This window comes from Nocardia aurantia, from assembly GCF_009604425.1.
GTDB lineage: Bacteria > Actinomycetota > Actinomycetes > Mycobacteriales > Mycobacteriaceae > Nocardia > Nocardia aurantia.
In genome coordinates this window covers 1-13,720 of record NZ_WEGI01000026.1, presented here as the reverse complement: position 1 = coordinate 13,720, position 13,720 = coordinate 1, and the positions used below count along the sequence as shown (strand labels likewise).

The following is a 13,720-nucleotide window of genomic DNA, read 5'->3' as shown; positions in this document are numbered from 1 at the left end:
GAGGCAAGCGTGAGTGCCGCACATCACCGGGAGAAGCGAATGCGCATCGGGGAACTGGCCGGCAGGACCGGGGTCAGCGTCCGCGCGCTGCGGTACTACGAGGAACAGCACCTGCTCACCGCGCAACGCAGCCCCAGCGGTCAGCGCCGGTACCCCGAGAGCGCCGTCGATCAGGTCCGGCTGATCCAGCAGTTGTACGCCGGCGGACTGTCCAGCAGAACGATCGTCGAGCTCCTGCCGTGCGTCGTCGACGGCAACGCCACACCCGAACTGCTGACTCGCCTGGCCGCCCAACGCGACCGCATCGACGCGCAGATCACCGACCTGACCGACACCCGCGACCGGCTCGACGCCATCCTGACCGGCGCCACCACCAACATGCTCACCGGCCGCTCCTGCCGGACCGACGCACCCCGGACGGGTCGCCGCACGACAGAACCGGACCCGATTCCGGGCAGTGCCGAGGTAGCGGACAGCGAGCCGGGTAGCCGACTCCCGGCGCGTCCGTGAGCCGACGACCGGCCGGCCCGGGTTGCCCTGCCGGGAGCCGGCTCGAGAGGTGCCGGCACCGACCGGTATCCCGGCCATGAGCGGGCCGGGCTCGTCAACGACCGGCGTGCAGCGTATTTCCCGAGACCGTGCGGCAACCGCAGGCCGGCCGTGTCCTCGGTGTACCGCCGGACACTGGCGCGGAACAGGTGGCCCGAAGCTCGCGGCGCCCTTGCCGCGCAACAAGTTTCACCCCTGGGCCGCGAGAACCAACCCGGCGATCTCGCGGCCCAGTGATTCGGGCCGCAGCGGGTCGCGGAAGTCGCCGGCCGCCCAGCATCTGATGGAGTCGCTGACCATGACCTGGGCGATGCGTGCGCAACGGGCGATGTCGGCGCCGGCCGGGAATTTGCCGTCGCGGGCGGCCTGCTGGAACGGCTCCAGGAACAGGAACGTCAACTCGTTCTCGGTGGCGCCGTCGGACAGTGTGCGGCGTTCGATCCGGTAGGTCTCCAGCACGGCCTCGAAGATCAGCTCCGGTGGATAGTTGCGGCACTGGCGCTCGAGGGCGTCCACGACCACGGTGATGACATCGGCCAGTTCGTAGGAACGCTCGGCCATGATCTTCGCGGCCTGGTGCGCATCGCGCATGGTGAAGACCTCGACCGACAGCAGCACATCCTCGCGACGTGAAAAGTACACGTAGAACAGCGCTTTGGACACACCCGCGGCCTTGCAGATGTCGGTGACGGTGGTCGCGGCGAAACCCTTCGTCCGCCACAGGGCCATCGCCGCCTGCATGATCGCGTTCCGGCTCGCCTCCGCGCGAGCACGCACCGGCACTGCTCTGGACTGACGGCCGTCACCTTTCTTGCCTCGCGAAACTGTAGCCATACCAGCATCGTACCGAACAGCACATTATTGACTACCGTCAATGATGATGCGATGCTTCCGCACACGGATACGCCGCGTCGCGGGCCGCTTCCGCCGGCGACGTACACCCCGCGCCGGGCGACGCCGCCCGGCCGAGGAAAGGAATGGCCCATGCAAGTCCGCACCGACGACCGGCCCCGCACGGCGGCATCGAATCTGCGTGCCCAGCAAGCGATCCTGTGGTCGACACCGGTCGTGGCACTCGTGCTGCTGGTGTTGTTCGTATCGTTTCCCGGCTTCTTCCCGCCGATGTCACCGAACATGTCCGCGCAGCAGGTCGCCGACTTCTACCGCGACCACACCGGGATGATCCGGTTCAGCCAGGTGGGATTCAATCTCTGCGGCATCATGATCGTCCCGTTCTTCGTGCTGATCCTGGCCCAGATGCAGCGTATGCGGGGGCAGAGCCACATCTTCGCGTTCTCCTATCTCGCCGCGGTCGTGGCGGGAGCGACGATGTTCGCGCTGTCGGACATCTTCTTCGCCGTGGCCGCCTTCCGCCCCGACCGGTCGCCGGACCTGATCCAGGTGCTCAACGACATGGCCTGGATCATGTTCATCACCCCGATCGGCATGCTCGTCGCCCAGTTCGTGCTCCTGGCGCTCGCCGTCTACTTCGACGACCGCGGCGATCCGGTGTTCCCTCGCTGGATCGGCCATTACTCCCTGCTGACCGCGGTCGTCATGGCTCCCTCCGCGTGCGCGGCGGTCTACCGGGACGGTCCGCTGGCGTGGGACGGCGTGGTGTCGTTCTGGCTGCGCAACGGCGCGTTCGCCGCCTTCGTCATCGTGATGTTCTTCGTGCTGCGCGCGGCCTATCGGCGTCAGGCCCGATCCGAGGCGGTGGCGGCATGACCACGCTCACTCCTGTGGCACCGGCCGGCAGCGCGGCGCCCGAACGCCGGATGCACCGCGACGTCCGGCTCACGTACTGGATCTTCGCCGCGTTCTACACGACGCTGTCGGCCGGAGTCGTGTTGCTGGGCAGGGCAACTCCGCCACCGCGCCCGGACGTGACCGATGCGCAGGTCCAGCACTGGTTCGGCCAGCACCACACGACCATCCAGGTCGGCTTCGTGGCCCTGCTCGTCATCGCCGGCGGCGCGGCGATCTCCAACGGCATCATCGGCTACTTCATGAAACGCATGTCGTCCGGTCCGATCCTCGCGTACGCCTTCATCGCCAGCATGGGCGTCGGCGCGATCCCGGGATTGCAGCTGCTGCTGGTCTCCTGGCTCACCGCGGAATTCCGGCCCGACCGCGATCCGAAGATCCTGCACATGCTCTACGAGCTGGGCATGTTGTCCTACAACGGATCCCTGGGATGCTTCACCGCCGCCTACGCGATGATCGCGATCGCGATCCTCTACGACCGCAACAAGATCTTCCCCAAATGGTTCGCCTACATCTCGATCTGGCAGATCGTCACCGAGGTGCTGGCCACGCAGATGTGGTTCTTCCATTCCGGCGCGTTCGCCTGGAACGGCATGATCACGTTCTACATCGCCATCGTGGTCTTCGGACTCTGGATCGTGTGCCTGCTTCCGATCCTCTGGCGGGCCGGCACCACCGAGACCGAGCGCGCCCCCGCTCTCTACCTCCCCGAGGACGCCCGATGACCGTCTCCGAACCCGCCACCGCGCTCGACCGCCCGGACCCGCCGGCGGCGGCGCAGCGCCTGCCCGGCGACCTCGACATGTGGGTCATGGTGCTCGGCGACCTGTTCTTCTTCGGCTCCTACTTCATCGTCTACATGGTGTTCCGCGACCGATCGCTGGAGCAGTTCACCGACGCGCAACGACACCTCAGCATGGGCATCGGCATCACCAACACGTTGGTGCTGCTGACCAGCTCCATGTTCATCGCCTCGGCCGTGCAGGCCGTCCGGCACGGCGCGCCGAAGACCGCCGAACGGCTGGTGTACGCCGCCGGAGCCTGCGGCGTGATCTTCATACTGCTCAAGGCATTCGAATGGCACCGCGAGATCAGCCTCGGCTACACCCTCGGCAACGAATTCTTCAGCTTCTACTTCGTCCTGACCGGCATCCACGTCGCCCACCTGGTTCTCGGCCTGCTGATCCTCGGCATCGTCGTGCGGGAGTTGCGCAACCCCGCCGGGCAACGATCGTCCCTGGTCGAACAGGGCGCCACCTACTGGCACATGATCGACCTGCTGTGGGTCGTCATCTTCGCCGTCCTCTACTGCATGAGGTGACATATGACCACACCCACCGCCCGCCGGCTCGTGCCGGGCACCCGCACCATCCTCATCGTCTGGCTGGTGCTGATGGCCATCACCCTCGCCTGGTGGTGCCTGACCCCCGAAGACGGCGGCAGCGCCGGCGCCTCCGGCAAGGTCCTCGTCGCCGCGATCGCCGTCCTCGGAATGATCAAGTCCCGCTTGATTATTCGATACTTCATGGCGGTCCGCACCGCACCCCGCTGGTTGCGGATCGCCACCGACGCCTGGGTGGTCGTCCTCTGGCTCGCCCTGCTCGGCATCAACCTGTACCGGTAGAGATCAGTCGACGATGACCGGTTTCCGGCCGGGGGCCTTGCTGACGGTGTCGCCCACGGTGACGTTGTTCCACACGTCACGGTCGACCCGGACCTTGACGGCGGTGCCGTCGGCGAGACGGATCGTCAAGCGGCGGTACAGGTTCGAACCATCGAGCAGGCCGCGGGATTTCCTGAGCACAACGCCTTCCCAACTGTCGCTCATCGTGTTGCCGCCTTTCGTTTGTCGTGGCGCAGGGTCGCGATTCCGATCGCGCCGATCCACATCATGTCGATCCCGCCGATGGTGGCGGTACTTCCCCAGCCGTTGGCGGCGTAGAAATTCGCCGGGTCCGTGCCGAAGAACAGTGAGGGCACGAACGCGAGGTTGACGATCGCCAGCAACACCGAACCGGTGCGGACCCAGTGGGGCAGGACCTTACTGTGATGCACGGCGATCGCCAGAGCGATCAGCACAGTGGCGATCAACAGGCGGGCGATCGGGCCGTGCAGCAACGCCATACCGTTCGCGAGTGGGCCGTCGACGGTGGGGTCCTTCGACCCGTCGGGGTACTCCAGCGCGACACCCGCTTCGAGCGAGGCGGAGACCAGCGTCACCGCGGCATACACCTGCCCGCAGGCGGCCGCGATATCGGCGGCCGGCCCGCCGCCCGGGGCGAGCAGTCGGCGTAGCCCGGTGGCCCAGACCAGGAACAGCGTGAAGACGACGACGGTGATCAGGTCTCGGGCCAGCACGTTACTCGCCGGCGGCGCACCGGAATAGATGAAGTACAACGGCACCATCACCACGGACAGCGCCCCGACCAGGACAGCGCACCCCCCGGTGAGCCAGCGGTCGGTGTCGGTGCCGGTGATTACGTCGGTGGTGGTCATGACATCGATCGTCACGCCGCCGCCGGGCCCGGCGCTACGGCCGATCGGCCTTGTCCGCATCGCCTTTCGGCGCGGTGGTGCGCCGCACCGATCGACTTTGGTCGACTTCTTCGCCGAGCGGCACCATCGGCACGCGGCAGATCGTAGGTTGGAGCGCGTGGACAGCTACCGGCGGCGGGAATTGATCGTCGACACGGTGATGGTGATCGCCGCGCTCGGTGCGGGTCTGACCAGTGAGCAGAACATCCTCTACGGCGACCCGCACGGGCCGGTTGCCCTCCGCGTCGCGGATGTCGTACTGGGGACGGCGTGCCTGGCCGGGATCTGGATCTGGCGGCGCCGCCGGCCGGTGGCATTCGCCGTGGCGGCCATCGTGATCGGTATTGTGTCGACCCTCGCCGGCGGGGTCGGGCTGATCTGCGCGTTCACCGTCGCGGAGTATCGGCACTGGCGCATCGCCGTCGCGATCAGCGTCCTGGCCGCGGTCGCCATCCCGCCCGCGCTGGCCCTGTACCCGGTGCCGCATGCCGGGCGGGCGTTCGCGGTGGGCGCGCTGGCCACATTCGCGGTCACCGGCTGGGGCATGTTCGTCCGGGCGCGCAGGCTGTTGCTGGACTCCATGCGACGCCGCCTGCGGGAGGCCGAGCAGGCGGCCACCGAGCGGGCCGCGACGGCCCGGCGCGCCGAACGCGAACGCATCGCCCGGGAGATGCACGATGTGCTCGCCCACCGGCTGTCGCTGATCGCGATCCACGCGGGCGCCCTGGAATATCACCGGGGCGCTTCGGCCGAGGACATCGCCGCCGCCGCGGCCGTCATCCGCGGCAACACGCACGACGCGCTGACCGACCTGCGGCAGGTCATCGGCCTCCTGCGCGAGGACACCGACGAAGGTCACCCGTTTCCGCGGCCCACCCTGGCCGATCTGCCGGTCCTGCTGCGGGAGTCGCGCGAGGCGGGTCTGGAGGTCGCCTGCACGGTGCCCCAGCTCGAACTCGCCTCGACATCGGCCACCGGCCGCATTCTGTACCGTATCGTGCAGGAAGGGCTGACGAATGTGCGCAAACATGCACCGAAGGCCAAAGTCGTTGTCCGAGTGGAAGACTCCGAGCACGGGATCGATGTGCTGGTTCACAACGAGGCGTCGCCGGTCGACCGTCCGATCGTCCCGCCGCCGGGGTCGGGAACCGGACTGACCGGGTTACGCGAGCGGGTGCACCTGGCCGGCGGCCGCATCGAGTCCGACCCGATGCCCGGCGGTGGCTTCCGGCTGCACGCCTGGCTGCCGAACCCGGCCGCGGATCGGGAGGGATCGTGAGCATCGGAGTGCTGATCGTCGACGACGACGCCCTGGTCCGCAGCGGTCTGGCGTTCATGCTGCGCGCGGCGGAGGGCATCCGGGTGCTCGGCGAGGTCGGCGACGGTGACCAGGTGCCCGCCGCGGTCGCCACCCTGGCACCGGACGTCGTCCTGATGGACCTGCGCATGACCCGGATCGGCGGTCTCGACGCGACCCGCGCTCTGCAGGCGATGCCGCACCCCCCGCACGTGCTCGTCCTCACCACATTCGACGCCGACCGGGAAGTCCTCGCCGCGCTGCGCGCCGGCGCCGCCGGGTACCTGCTCAAGGACACGCCACCGGCCGACATCGTGCACGCCATCCGCAAGACCGCGGCCGGTGAGCCGATGCTGTCGCCCTCGGTCACCCGCCGCCTGATGGAGTTGGCCGGCGCCCGCGACGACAACTCGGCACGCACCGCCGCCCGCGCCCGGCTCGCCACGCTCACCGAACGTGAGCTGGAGGTCGCGATGGCCGTGGGCCGGGGCCTGTCCAACGCGCAGATCGCCGACATCGCGTACATGAGCACCGCCACCGTGAAGGCCTACGTGTCCCGGCTGCTGGAGAAGCTGAACATGACCAACCGGGTCCAGGTCGCGCTCCTGGTCCAGCAGGCCGGCACCGCCGGTGACGGATGAACAGGTGTGCGCCCCTGCGAGATTCGGGATTCACAGCCGGCGAGGGTGTTCGCTGTCGGGCGGTTCGCGGGTCCATCGGTCGATGAATGATCGCTGCTGGATCCGGTCGACTTGTTCGATGCGGGCGCCGGAGTGTGGTGCGTCGAGGTAGACGAAGTGCCTGCCGAACGGCCGTCCGTCGAAGTACATCGTCGCGGTGTCGCGGAGTGGGCTGTCGGTGATGTCGGCGTCGGGCAGGCACGAGGTCCACCAGCCCAGATGGTGGAACTGTGGCGTCGGGGCGTGCCAGGGCGATCCTTCGACGCTGCTGATGAGTTCGATATGCGGTGGCCGGTCGGTGAATACGAGTGAGTACGGCCAGTCTCCGAGCCGGTCGTGTACCGGGGTCCCCCAGCGCGCTCCGGTGATGGTGGTGAGTTCGTCCATGGCCGCGCGGAGGTCCGGTACCGCGAAACAGACGTGGTAGAAGCTGTCGCCGTGGTCGGAGTTCACGAGCACTGTGCCTCCTGGAACTTGTGATCGACTCCTGGACAGCGGCATTCACCGCGCGAGTGGGACCGGATGTAACCCCGGTGCCTATAAGATACCGAGCAGGCGAGCGCGCGTCGGTGCGCCGTCCGAACGGGGGAAGTGATGTCCAGGAATCGAATCCGTCTCGCGGGAATCGCCGCTGTGTCGGCTGTGGTGCTGGCGGGTTGCGGGAGTGCGGAGGAACCGACCGGGTCGCCGACGACGTCGCAGCGCGCTGCGTTCACCACCACGTCGCACTCGCCGGCTCCACCGCCCGCTCCGCTGCTGAGCCGCCGGGCCGGGAACGGCGAAGTCGTCCAGAACAACGGTCTGGTCGGATCGGGCGCGCTGCGAATCACCAACGGCAACAGCGCGGATTTCGCGGTGGTGGTGACGAACCAGAGCCCGTCGGCACCCCAGGCGACGATCTACGTACAGGGCAATTCCGAGGCCACGCTCAACGGCATCGACGGAACCTACTTCGTCTACCTGAAATCCGGTGTCGACTGGGACCCCGCCACACTCGGGTTCACCCGCAACCGGAACTTCCAGAAGTTCGACGATCCGTTCGACGCGGACTCGGACTGGCACATCACCCTGCAACCCACGATCGGCGGCAACGCCAGCACCAGCGACGTGCCCGCGTTCTGATGCTGTCCTGGATCCGGCGGGCGCCTTCGGTGACGGGCAGTGCGTGATCGACCCGACCGCGCCACGGTCGGCAATGCGGTCGGCCGGGCCACGCGGGAGGCCACACGAGCGCTGCCGGTGTGCTGTTCCGGCCACGGTCTGCTCGGCAGCCTCCCGCTCGGCCCGAAAGAGCAACGGGGCGAGGCGTTTTCGGCCCGGTCCGGATTGTGATTCGCGCGCCGCGGTGCGGGCGGGGGGTTTCGGTCATCCAGGCCCCTTACGCATCCGTCCCGGGGCGGATCGCGCCGAATTCGCGCTGGTGACAGGGGGTATCGTGGCGGGGTGCGCGCTGCCCGCGCCGAACACGGTGGCCCCGATCGTTTTCGGGTCGTGTGCCGTGATGCCCTGCTCAGTATGCTTGTCGCGGGAATCCAGGGAGGACATCATGGGCGGGGAGTCCGATTCCGTGCGTCGATTGCATGTCGGTGGTGAGGTATCCGGCCAGGTGGTGGTGGGCGACCACAATGTCGTCATCCACGCCGAGGGCTCGCACATCGTGGTGCGCGAGGGCCCCGCTCCGGCGGTCACGCGCCGCGAGCGGCCGGTCGGTCTGCCGTTGCCACGCGTCGGTGTCGAATTATTAGGCAGGGCAACGGAGTTGGCCCTGCTGGCGCAGTGGGTCGAAGAGGGGGTGCCGGTCGAGGTGTGCGGCGTCGCGGGCGTCGGCAAGTCGGCGCTGTTGCGCCGCTTCGCCGCCGACCGGGCCGCGGCAGGCCGGGATGTGGTCTTCGTCCACGCCGCCGGGCTGGCGATCCCCGACCTGCTCCAGGAGCTGTTCCAATCCTGTTACGACGCACCGGATTACCTGCCCGAGCCGCTGCGGTTGCGGCGGCTGATGGGGTCGATCCGGGCACTGGTCGTGGTGGACGACTTCGCGGGCGACGCCGACGATCTCCTCGCCCTGACCGACGCGTTGCCGTCGAGCGATCTGCTGGTGTCGACCGAGCGGCGGATCGCCTGGACCCAGGCCCGTTCCCTACCGCTGCAGGGTCTCGACGAACAGCACGCACGGGCGCTGCTCGCCCGTGAACTCGGGCACCGGCCCGAGGGGGACGAGGCGCCGATCAGGCAGCTGTACGAGGCCGCGCGGGGGCATCCGCGCGCGCTGATCCAGGCCGCGGCCTGGTTGCGCACCGGCGGTTCCGCCGCGGTGGCGGCCGATCCGGCGCTGCTGCAACGCGCGATGGTGGCCGGGCTGGGTGAACTCGCGCAACGGGTGCTGATCATGTTGCACGCCATGGCCGGACTGCCGGTGCCGGTCGGGCTGTGCGGGGTGCTGACCGGTGACGCCGAGGTCGCACCCGCGCTGACCGAGCTGACGGAACTGGGACTCGCCGACAGCTCGGCCGCGGGATTCGAGCTGGCCGTCGATCCGGAGTCGGTGGCGGCGAGTGTGCCGGCCGGTTCGCCCGGTGCGGCCGCGTATGCCGGAGCATTGCTGGAATGGGTGACGCGGACCGCGGAGCCCGGTGACATCGTGCGGGCCGCGCCGATCGTGGTCCGGGTCCTCGATGCGGCGGTCCGGTCCGGTGAGCACGACACCGCCTGCGCGCTGGCGCGGAAGGTGTCGCCGGTCTTCGGCTTCGCGCTGCGCTGGGGCACTTGGCGCAGTGTGCTGAAACTCGGCGAACAGGCCGCTGCCGCTTCGGGTTCCGGCGGTGACCTGGCCTACTTCCAGCACGAGGAGCGGATCCGTGGCCGCGTGCTGTCGGCCGCCACGGCGGTGGCCGCGGCCGGCGTGGGAGTCGCGGGCGGGGTCGGTGCCGGGCAGGTGGTGGCCGCGCACACGGCCCGGCAGTCCGTGCAGGCCGGGTTGTCGGCCCATCCGATCATGATCGGCGCCGCGGCCGCGGCGGTCGTGGCCGCCGGTGTGGCCGGTGCGACGGTCCTGTCCGGCGAACCCACCCCGGTCGATTCACAGCGGCCGCTCACCACGGTCCTCGCCGCGCCGATCACCACGGCCGGCCTCACCACCCCCGCCGGCGTCACCACCTCGGCTCCGGCGCCGTCGACCAAGGCCCCGAGCAGCGGGTCGCCGATCTCGGTGCCCCGGCAGGAGCCACCCACGGCGGGACCCGGCAGCGGGTTCTGCCCGCCCATCACCGACAGCGCGGATTTCGGCTCCGTCGCGCCCGGCGCGACTGTGCCCCAGGATGTTTCGTTCACCCAACTCGCCTGCGACAACATCGCGGCGGCCCATGTCCAGGGCGATTCCGTGTTCACCGCCGTGCCCACCGCGTGTCCGCCGAACAGCGACGGGTCGTGCACCTTCCGGGTGACGTTCCACCCGACCGCGCCCGGCACCTATCACGCGGCCCTGCTCGTACCCGACATCTACGGGAACCAGCAGGATGTCGCGATCTCGCTCAGCGGCACCGCGGCGTCCGACACCGGGCCGACGGGACCGACCGGTGGACCGACCGGCCCGACAACCGGGCCCACGACGGGCCCCACGACCGGTCCGACAACCGGGCCCACGACCGGTCCGACCGGCCCGACGACCGGGCCCACGGGGCCGACGGGACCGACCAGCCCTGCCGGGCCGAGCATCGCCCCCCTCATCAAGCCGTCCACCACACCTCCGACCACGAAACCGTCCGTCGCCGCACCGCCCACGTCCTGAGGAGCAGCCATGCCCGACACACCGGCCGATCGGTACAACATCCATGTAGGTGGCAGCGTCAGCGGACAGGTCACCGTCGGACAGGGCAACACCGTCAACCGGATCGAGGCCGGGCGCGATGCCGCGCTGGTGTCCGAGAGCGAAATCACCGAACTGCGTGGTGAATTCGACCGCGTCCGGGCCCAGCTGCCCGCCGACGGCGCCGTCGCCGACCAGGCCCGCGAACACCTCGACGATCTGGAGGAGGCCGTCACCGCCTCCCAGCCCGACCTGACCACCATGGAGTACGTCCGAAAGTGGTTCGCGCGGAAACTCCCTCAGTTCGCGGGTGCAGTCACCGGACTCATCGTCCACCCGATCGTGGGCCGGCTGGTCGAAGCGGCGGGCTCGGCACTGGCCGCCGACTTCCGGCGCCGATTCGGTCCGGATCAGTAACGGAGCCTTCACTTTTCGAGCATCGGCGCCCACCGGGTCGCCGGCCACGCGAGATTCGGGTCCACCCGCTCAGCGGAGCTCACGGACCTTCCGGGCCGGCCGAGGCGGGATGCTGCCCGGTGCACAGATTCCGATCGACGACCACGTACAGTCCCCGGATCTCGCCGCGCGAACAAGTGCGTGGGACAACGCATTCGCTGGTTAGGGCTGCGCCGGTTCATGACTCCCACACAGAGCGCGCGTGTATGGGTTTGCCGTGACTGGGGAGCAGGTGCTCGACGGGCAGTGCGCGCAGGCGGGCTGCGGTTCGGCGGGAGGCTTCGGCGTCCACGGTGTCGGGGGCGAATCGTGGTCGCCCGCGGATCGACAGGACCGCGTCGCCGGAGAGCAGGGTCGCGCTGTCGGCGTGCCAGAACGCGACGCTGTCGTCCGTGTGTCCGGGACTGTGCAGCACGGTCCATGCCGACGCGCCGGGCAGCGGTGCGCCGTCGGTCAGACCGCCGACCGGCCGTGGCCCGCGCCACAGCATGCCGCGGGAGGTGCCGAAGCCCGCTGTCAGTGCGGCGCGCGCGAATCCGGTCCCTCCCGCGAAATCGAAGGGCTGGCCGAACAACAACGGCCACGTGCGAGCCAGTTGGGTCAACGCCGGTGTTCGTGGATGTCGGCCGTCGAGGTAGCCCAGCGTAATCGAGGGCAGGTAGACCTCCGCGTCGTGTCGTCGAGTCAGTTCCGCCGCCCCGCCGACGTGGTCGCAATGCCCGTGGGTCGCGGTGACCACCTGGACAGACCCGGGCATCGTCGCGAGTACCGGTGCCACATCGTCGGCCGTGGTCGGCATCCCTGGGTCGATGATCACGATCGCGCCGTCGTCGCCTTGCAGCAGAAAACAATTGAAGCACCAGCGTGAGATTCGGATGATCCCCAGCTCGTGAAACCGTTCCACGACGACACTCACAACGATGCCTTTCGGTACAGGCCGACGGCGAACTGCCCGCAGGGCTCACGGGCAACGACAGTCGCCGCGAGGCGGCCGGTGGTCGTGGTGGCGTAAGAGAACGCCGCGGACTCGCGGTCCATGCATGCCCTACCCGTGTCGATCAAAACGAACTTCCCATACTGTACAAATGTACGATTCTGATGGTCAAGTCTCTGGTCGACCAGTTCCGGCATGGACCCGTCGATCCAGCTCGGCTGGCCATCGCCCGTCGGCCTGCGGGCATACTGGGGCTCATGGCGACCGGGCGACAAGTGAAACACGGCGCTGGCCGCGACGCACTGCTGGATGCCACGCTGCGACTGATCGGCAAGCGCGGAATGTTCGGCTTCACCATGCGCGACATCGCATCCGAGGCGGGCATGGCGTTGGGCTCGACGACCTACCATTTCGCCGACCGCGACGAACTGCTCCGCGCCGCGCTGCAACGGTTCGCCGACGAGGAGATCGGTCGAATCCACAACCTGCTCGACCGGCTCGCCGACGCCGATCCCGAAGCAGTGCTGACCGCGGTCATCGACGAACTCCGCCGCACCAACGCTCGCCCCGGCGCGACAGTCGCTCAACTCGAACTCTATCTCGCCGCATCCCGCGACCCACTCATCGCCGAATCGGCGGCCCGCTGCGTCACCGCTTACCACGCGCTCGCACAGCGGGCGTTGACCGCTGTCGGGGTTCCGCCCGGGCGAGCCGCCGACCTGGCGCGATGGGTCGTGGCGCTCATCGACGGATTCGCCGTACACGCCGCAGCCGCAGGCGACGCCACCGCCATCGCCGCCGACCTGCCCGACGCCCTGCGAGCACTGATCGACCCGACCTCAACTCTCACCTAGGCATCGATATACGGCGAGTTACCTTGTCGGGCAATGGCTTATCGGCCGTAGGTGGCCTGACCGTTCCGTCTATGCAGAGCGCCCGGCTCCGATCTGAATGAGTTGCGGTTCGTCGCGTCGTCTATGCCGACCATCCCGATCCAGGCACCCATGCGCGGGCTGACAGCGTCCCATCGCGGACTCCGGGATCGCAAGCAGCCTAACGGTTTTCAGGATATATGAGCCGGTCACTACAGTGTTGGTGGGGCCGACAACACCGGAAAGCGCGGGTGGGCAGGTCACCTCCGGCGTATCGCGGCGAACGACTCCGCCCGCGGCACCATCGCCATAGGCGACTGTTCATTCGAGCGCCGATCCGCCCAGACCCAACGCTGCTGCGGCCGTTGCCGGCCGAGCCGTTCGAGACCGGCCGCTGGTTCCCGCTGTGCGTGACCGGTATTCCCAGATCTCGGTGCGCACCAACAAGTATTCGGTCCCGATCCGGTTCATCGGCCGTCAGGTCCGGGCACTGCTCCACGCGTCGGAGCTGGTCGTCTACGACGGCAGCACCGAGATCGCCCGGCACGACTGCTGGCCAAGGCCGGATCCCGCCTCGAACTCGATCACTACTCGAAAGGGCTGCTCCGCAAACCAGGGGCCTGCCGAGGCGACCGCCCTCGAGCAGGCCCGCGCTGCGGAAAAGTTCACCCCGATCCACGAAAAGCCTGGGTGGGCTGCGGTGAGGTTCACCCCGAACGGCGGACAGTGGTTCAAGCAGCTTCTGCTGCGACTGTCAGGGACTGTTCGTAGCGTATCGGACTGAACATCCCGAGGGCGGAGTGCCGCCTCACAGTATTGAACTTCTCG

The 13,720-nt window shown here is 68.6% G+C and carries 17 protein-coding genes; 12 read left to right on the top strand and 5 right to left on the bottom strand.

The window, feature by feature from the left end; translation table 11 throughout:
- The first annotated feature begins 39 nt into the window (after positions 1-39).
- Positions 40-510 (top strand): MerR family transcriptional regulator, encoded by a 471-nt coding sequence (locus NRB56_RS37495; protein WP_153349136.1) that lies wholly within the window; start codon positions 40-42, stop codon positions 508-510.
- Between the two features lie 228 nt (positions 511-738).
- On the opposite strand, the gene NRB56_RS37490 is transcribed toward NRB56_RS37495, so the two are convergent.
- Positions 739-1,383 carry a TetR/AcrR family transcriptional regulator gene (locus NRB56_RS37490; protein WP_153349135.1) on the bottom strand — a complete coding sequence of 215 codons (645 nt, stop codon included), beginning with the start codon at positions 1,381-1,383 and terminating at the stop codon, positions 739-741.
- Positions 1,384-1,533: 150 nt separating this feature from the next.
- On the opposite strand from NRB56_RS37490, the gene NRB56_RS37485 reads away from it, so the two are divergent.
- Genes NRB56_RS37485 through NRB56_RS37470 form a run of 4 tightly spaced genes read left to right on the top strand, consistent with a single transcriptional unit; the run spans position 1,534 to position 3,940 of the window.
- Entirely contained in the window at positions 1,534-2,277 is a 744-nt protein-coding gene (locus tag NRB56_RS37485) for a hypothetical protein (RefSeq protein WP_153349134.1), read from the top strand.
- Positions 2,274-3,041: a hypothetical protein gene (locus tag NRB56_RS37480; RefSeq protein WP_153349133.1), complete on the top strand. Its 768-nt coding sequence runs from the start codon at positions 2,274-2,276 to the stop codon at positions 3,039-3,041. Before NRB56_RS37485 ends, NRB56_RS37480 begins: the two co-directional genes overlap by 4 nt.
- The gene (locus NRB56_RS37475; protein ID WP_153349132.1) at positions 3,038-3,637 is read left to right on the top strand and encodes a cytochrome c oxidase subunit 3; all 600 of its coding nucleotides are present in this window, start codon (positions 3,038-3,040) and stop codon (positions 3,635-3,637) included. The genes NRB56_RS37480 and NRB56_RS37475 overlap by 4 nt, the downstream gene beginning before the upstream one ends.
- 3 nt (positions 3,638-3,640) lie before the next feature.
- A complete protein-coding gene (locus NRB56_RS37470) occupies positions 3,641-3,940 on the top strand; it encodes a cytochrome C oxidase subunit IV family protein (RefSeq protein WP_153349131.1) in 300 nt (99 codons plus the stop codon).
- A gap of 3 nt (positions 3,941-3,943) precedes the next feature.
- Here the strand turns inward: NRB56_RS37470 and NRB56_RS37465 are convergent, their stop codons facing one another.
- Together NRB56_RS37465 and NRB56_RS37460 are read right to left on the bottom strand one after the other, a co-directional pair.
- Positions 3,944-4,144, bottom strand: coding sequence for a DUF7489 domain-containing protein (locus NRB56_RS37465; protein ID WP_153349130.1), 201 nt, complete (start codon positions 4,142-4,144; stop codon positions 3,944-3,946).
- Complete coding sequence (locus NRB56_RS37460; protein WP_153349129.1) at positions 4,141-4,812, bottom strand: hypothetical protein; 672 nt, start codon at positions 4,810-4,812, stop codon at positions 4,141-4,143. Before NRB56_RS37460 ends, NRB56_RS37465 begins: the two co-directional genes overlap by 4 nt.
- Positions 4,813-4,969: 157 nt before the next feature.
- Here NRB56_RS37460 and NRB56_RS40370 point away from each other — a divergent pair, with 157 nt between their 5' ends.
- Together NRB56_RS40370 and NRB56_RS37450 are read left to right on the top strand one after the other, a co-directional pair.
- Positions 4,970-6,130, top strand: a complete 1,161-nt coding sequence (locus NRB56_RS40370) for a sensor histidine kinase (protein ID WP_194291138.1) — start codon at positions 4,970-4,972, stop codon at positions 6,128-6,130.
- Positions 6,127-6,789, top strand: coding sequence for a response regulator transcription factor (locus NRB56_RS37450; RefSeq protein ID WP_319944096.1), 663 nt, complete (start codon positions 6,127-6,129; stop codon positions 6,787-6,789). The genes NRB56_RS40370 and NRB56_RS37450 overlap by 4 nt, the downstream gene beginning before the upstream one ends.
- A gap of 30 nt (positions 6,790-6,819) precedes the next feature.
- Here the strand turns inward: NRB56_RS37450 and NRB56_RS37445 are convergent, their stop codons facing one another.
- The gene (locus NRB56_RS37445) at positions 6,820-7,287 is read right to left on the bottom strand and encodes a VOC family protein (RefSeq protein WP_194291137.1); all 468 of its coding nucleotides are present in this window, start codon (positions 7,285-7,287) and stop codon (positions 6,820-6,822) included.
- A 135-nt stretch (positions 7,288-7,422) separates the two neighbouring features.
- Between NRB56_RS37445 and NRB56_RS37440 the strand changes: the two genes are divergently transcribed.
- The 3 genes from NRB56_RS37440 to NRB56_RS37435 all read left to right on the top strand — a co-directional run bounded on the left by NRB56_RS37440 (position 7,423) and on the right by NRB56_RS37435 (position 11,047).
- Entirely contained in the window at positions 7,423-7,950 is a 528-nt protein-coding gene (locus tag NRB56_RS37440) for a hypothetical protein (RefSeq protein WP_153349126.1), read from the top strand.
- 424 nt (positions 7,951-8,374) lie between these two features.
- Positions 8,375-10,612, top strand: coding sequence for a hypothetical protein (locus NRB56_RS38565; protein ID WP_194291136.1), 2,238 nt, complete (start codon positions 8,375-8,377; stop codon positions 10,610-10,612).
- 9 nt (positions 10,613-10,621) lie between these two features.
- Positions 10,622-11,047, top strand: a complete 426-nt coding sequence (locus tag NRB56_RS37435) for a hypothetical protein (protein ID WP_153349125.1) — start codon at positions 10,622-10,624, stop codon at positions 11,045-11,047.
- 217 nt (positions 11,048-11,264) lie between these two features.
- Here the strand turns inward: NRB56_RS37435 and NRB56_RS37430 are convergent, their stop codons facing one another.
- The gene (locus NRB56_RS37430) at positions 11,265-12,002 is read right to left on the bottom strand and encodes an MBL fold metallo-hydrolase (protein ID WP_319944095.1); all 738 of its coding nucleotides are present in this window, start codon (positions 12,000-12,002) and stop codon (positions 11,265-11,267) included.
- A 275-nt stretch (positions 12,003-12,277) separates the two neighbouring features.
- Between NRB56_RS37430 and NRB56_RS37425 the strand changes: the two genes are divergently transcribed.
- Together NRB56_RS37425 and NRB56_RS38560 are read left to right on the top strand one after the other, a co-directional pair.
- The gene (locus NRB56_RS37425; protein WP_153349123.1) at positions 12,278-12,874 is read left to right on the top strand and encodes a TetR/AcrR family transcriptional regulator; all 597 of its coding nucleotides are present in this window, start codon (positions 12,278-12,280) and stop codon (positions 12,872-12,874) included.
- 451 nt (positions 12,875-13,325) lie between these two features.
- Entirely contained in the window at positions 13,326-13,676 is a 351-nt protein-coding gene (locus tag NRB56_RS38560) for a Mu transposase domain-containing protein (RefSeq protein WP_194291135.1), read from the top strand.
- The last annotated feature ends 44 nt before the right edge of the window (positions 13,677-13,720 follow it).

Excerpts from the sequence above, each read along its gene's own strand:
- NRB56_RS37495 (WP_153349136.1), top strand. The coding sequence starts at position 40 with ATGCGCATCGGGGAACTGGCCGGCAGGACCGGGGTCAGCGTCCGCGCG.
- NRB56_RS37490 (WP_153349135.1), bottom strand. The coding sequence starts at position 1,383 with ATGGCTACAGTTTCGCGAGGCAAGAAAGGTGACGGCCGTCAGTCCAGA.
- NRB56_RS37485 (WP_153349134.1), top strand. The coding sequence starts at position 1,534 with ATGCAAGTCCGCACCGACGACCGGCCCCGCACGGCGGCATCGAATCTG.
- NRB56_RS37480 (WP_153349133.1), top strand. The coding sequence starts at position 2,274 with ATGACCACGCTCACTCCTGTGGCACCGGCCGGCAGCGCGGCGCCCGAA.
- NRB56_RS37475 (WP_153349132.1), top strand. The coding sequence starts at position 3,038 with ATGACCGTCTCCGAACCCGCCACCGCGCTCGACCGCCCGGACCCGCCG.
- NRB56_RS37470 (WP_153349131.1), top strand. The coding sequence starts at position 3,641 with ATGACCACACCCACCGCCCGCCGGCTCGTGCCGGGCACCCGCACCATC.
- NRB56_RS37465 (WP_153349130.1), bottom strand. The coding sequence starts at position 4,144 with ATGAGCGACAGTTGGGAAGGCGTTGTGCTCAGGAAATCCCGCGGCCTG.
- NRB56_RS37460 (WP_153349129.1), bottom strand. The coding sequence starts at position 4,812 with ATGACCACCACCGACGTAATCACCGGCACCGACACCGACCGCTGGCTC.
- NRB56_RS37440 (WP_153349126.1), top strand. The coding sequence starts at position 7,423 with ATGTCCAGGAATCGAATCCGTCTCGCGGGAATCGCCGCTGTGTCGGCT.
- NRB56_RS38565 (WP_194291136.1), top strand. The coding sequence starts at position 8,375 with ATGGGCGGGGAGTCCGATTCCGTGCGTCGATTGCATGTCGGTGGTGAG.
- NRB56_RS37435 (WP_153349125.1), top strand. The coding sequence starts at position 10,622 with ATGCCCGACACACCGGCCGATCGGTACAACATCCATGTAGGTGGCAGC.
- NRB56_RS37425 (WP_153349123.1), top strand. The coding sequence starts at position 12,278 with ATGGCGACCGGGCGACAAGTGAAACACGGCGCTGGCCGCGACGCACTG.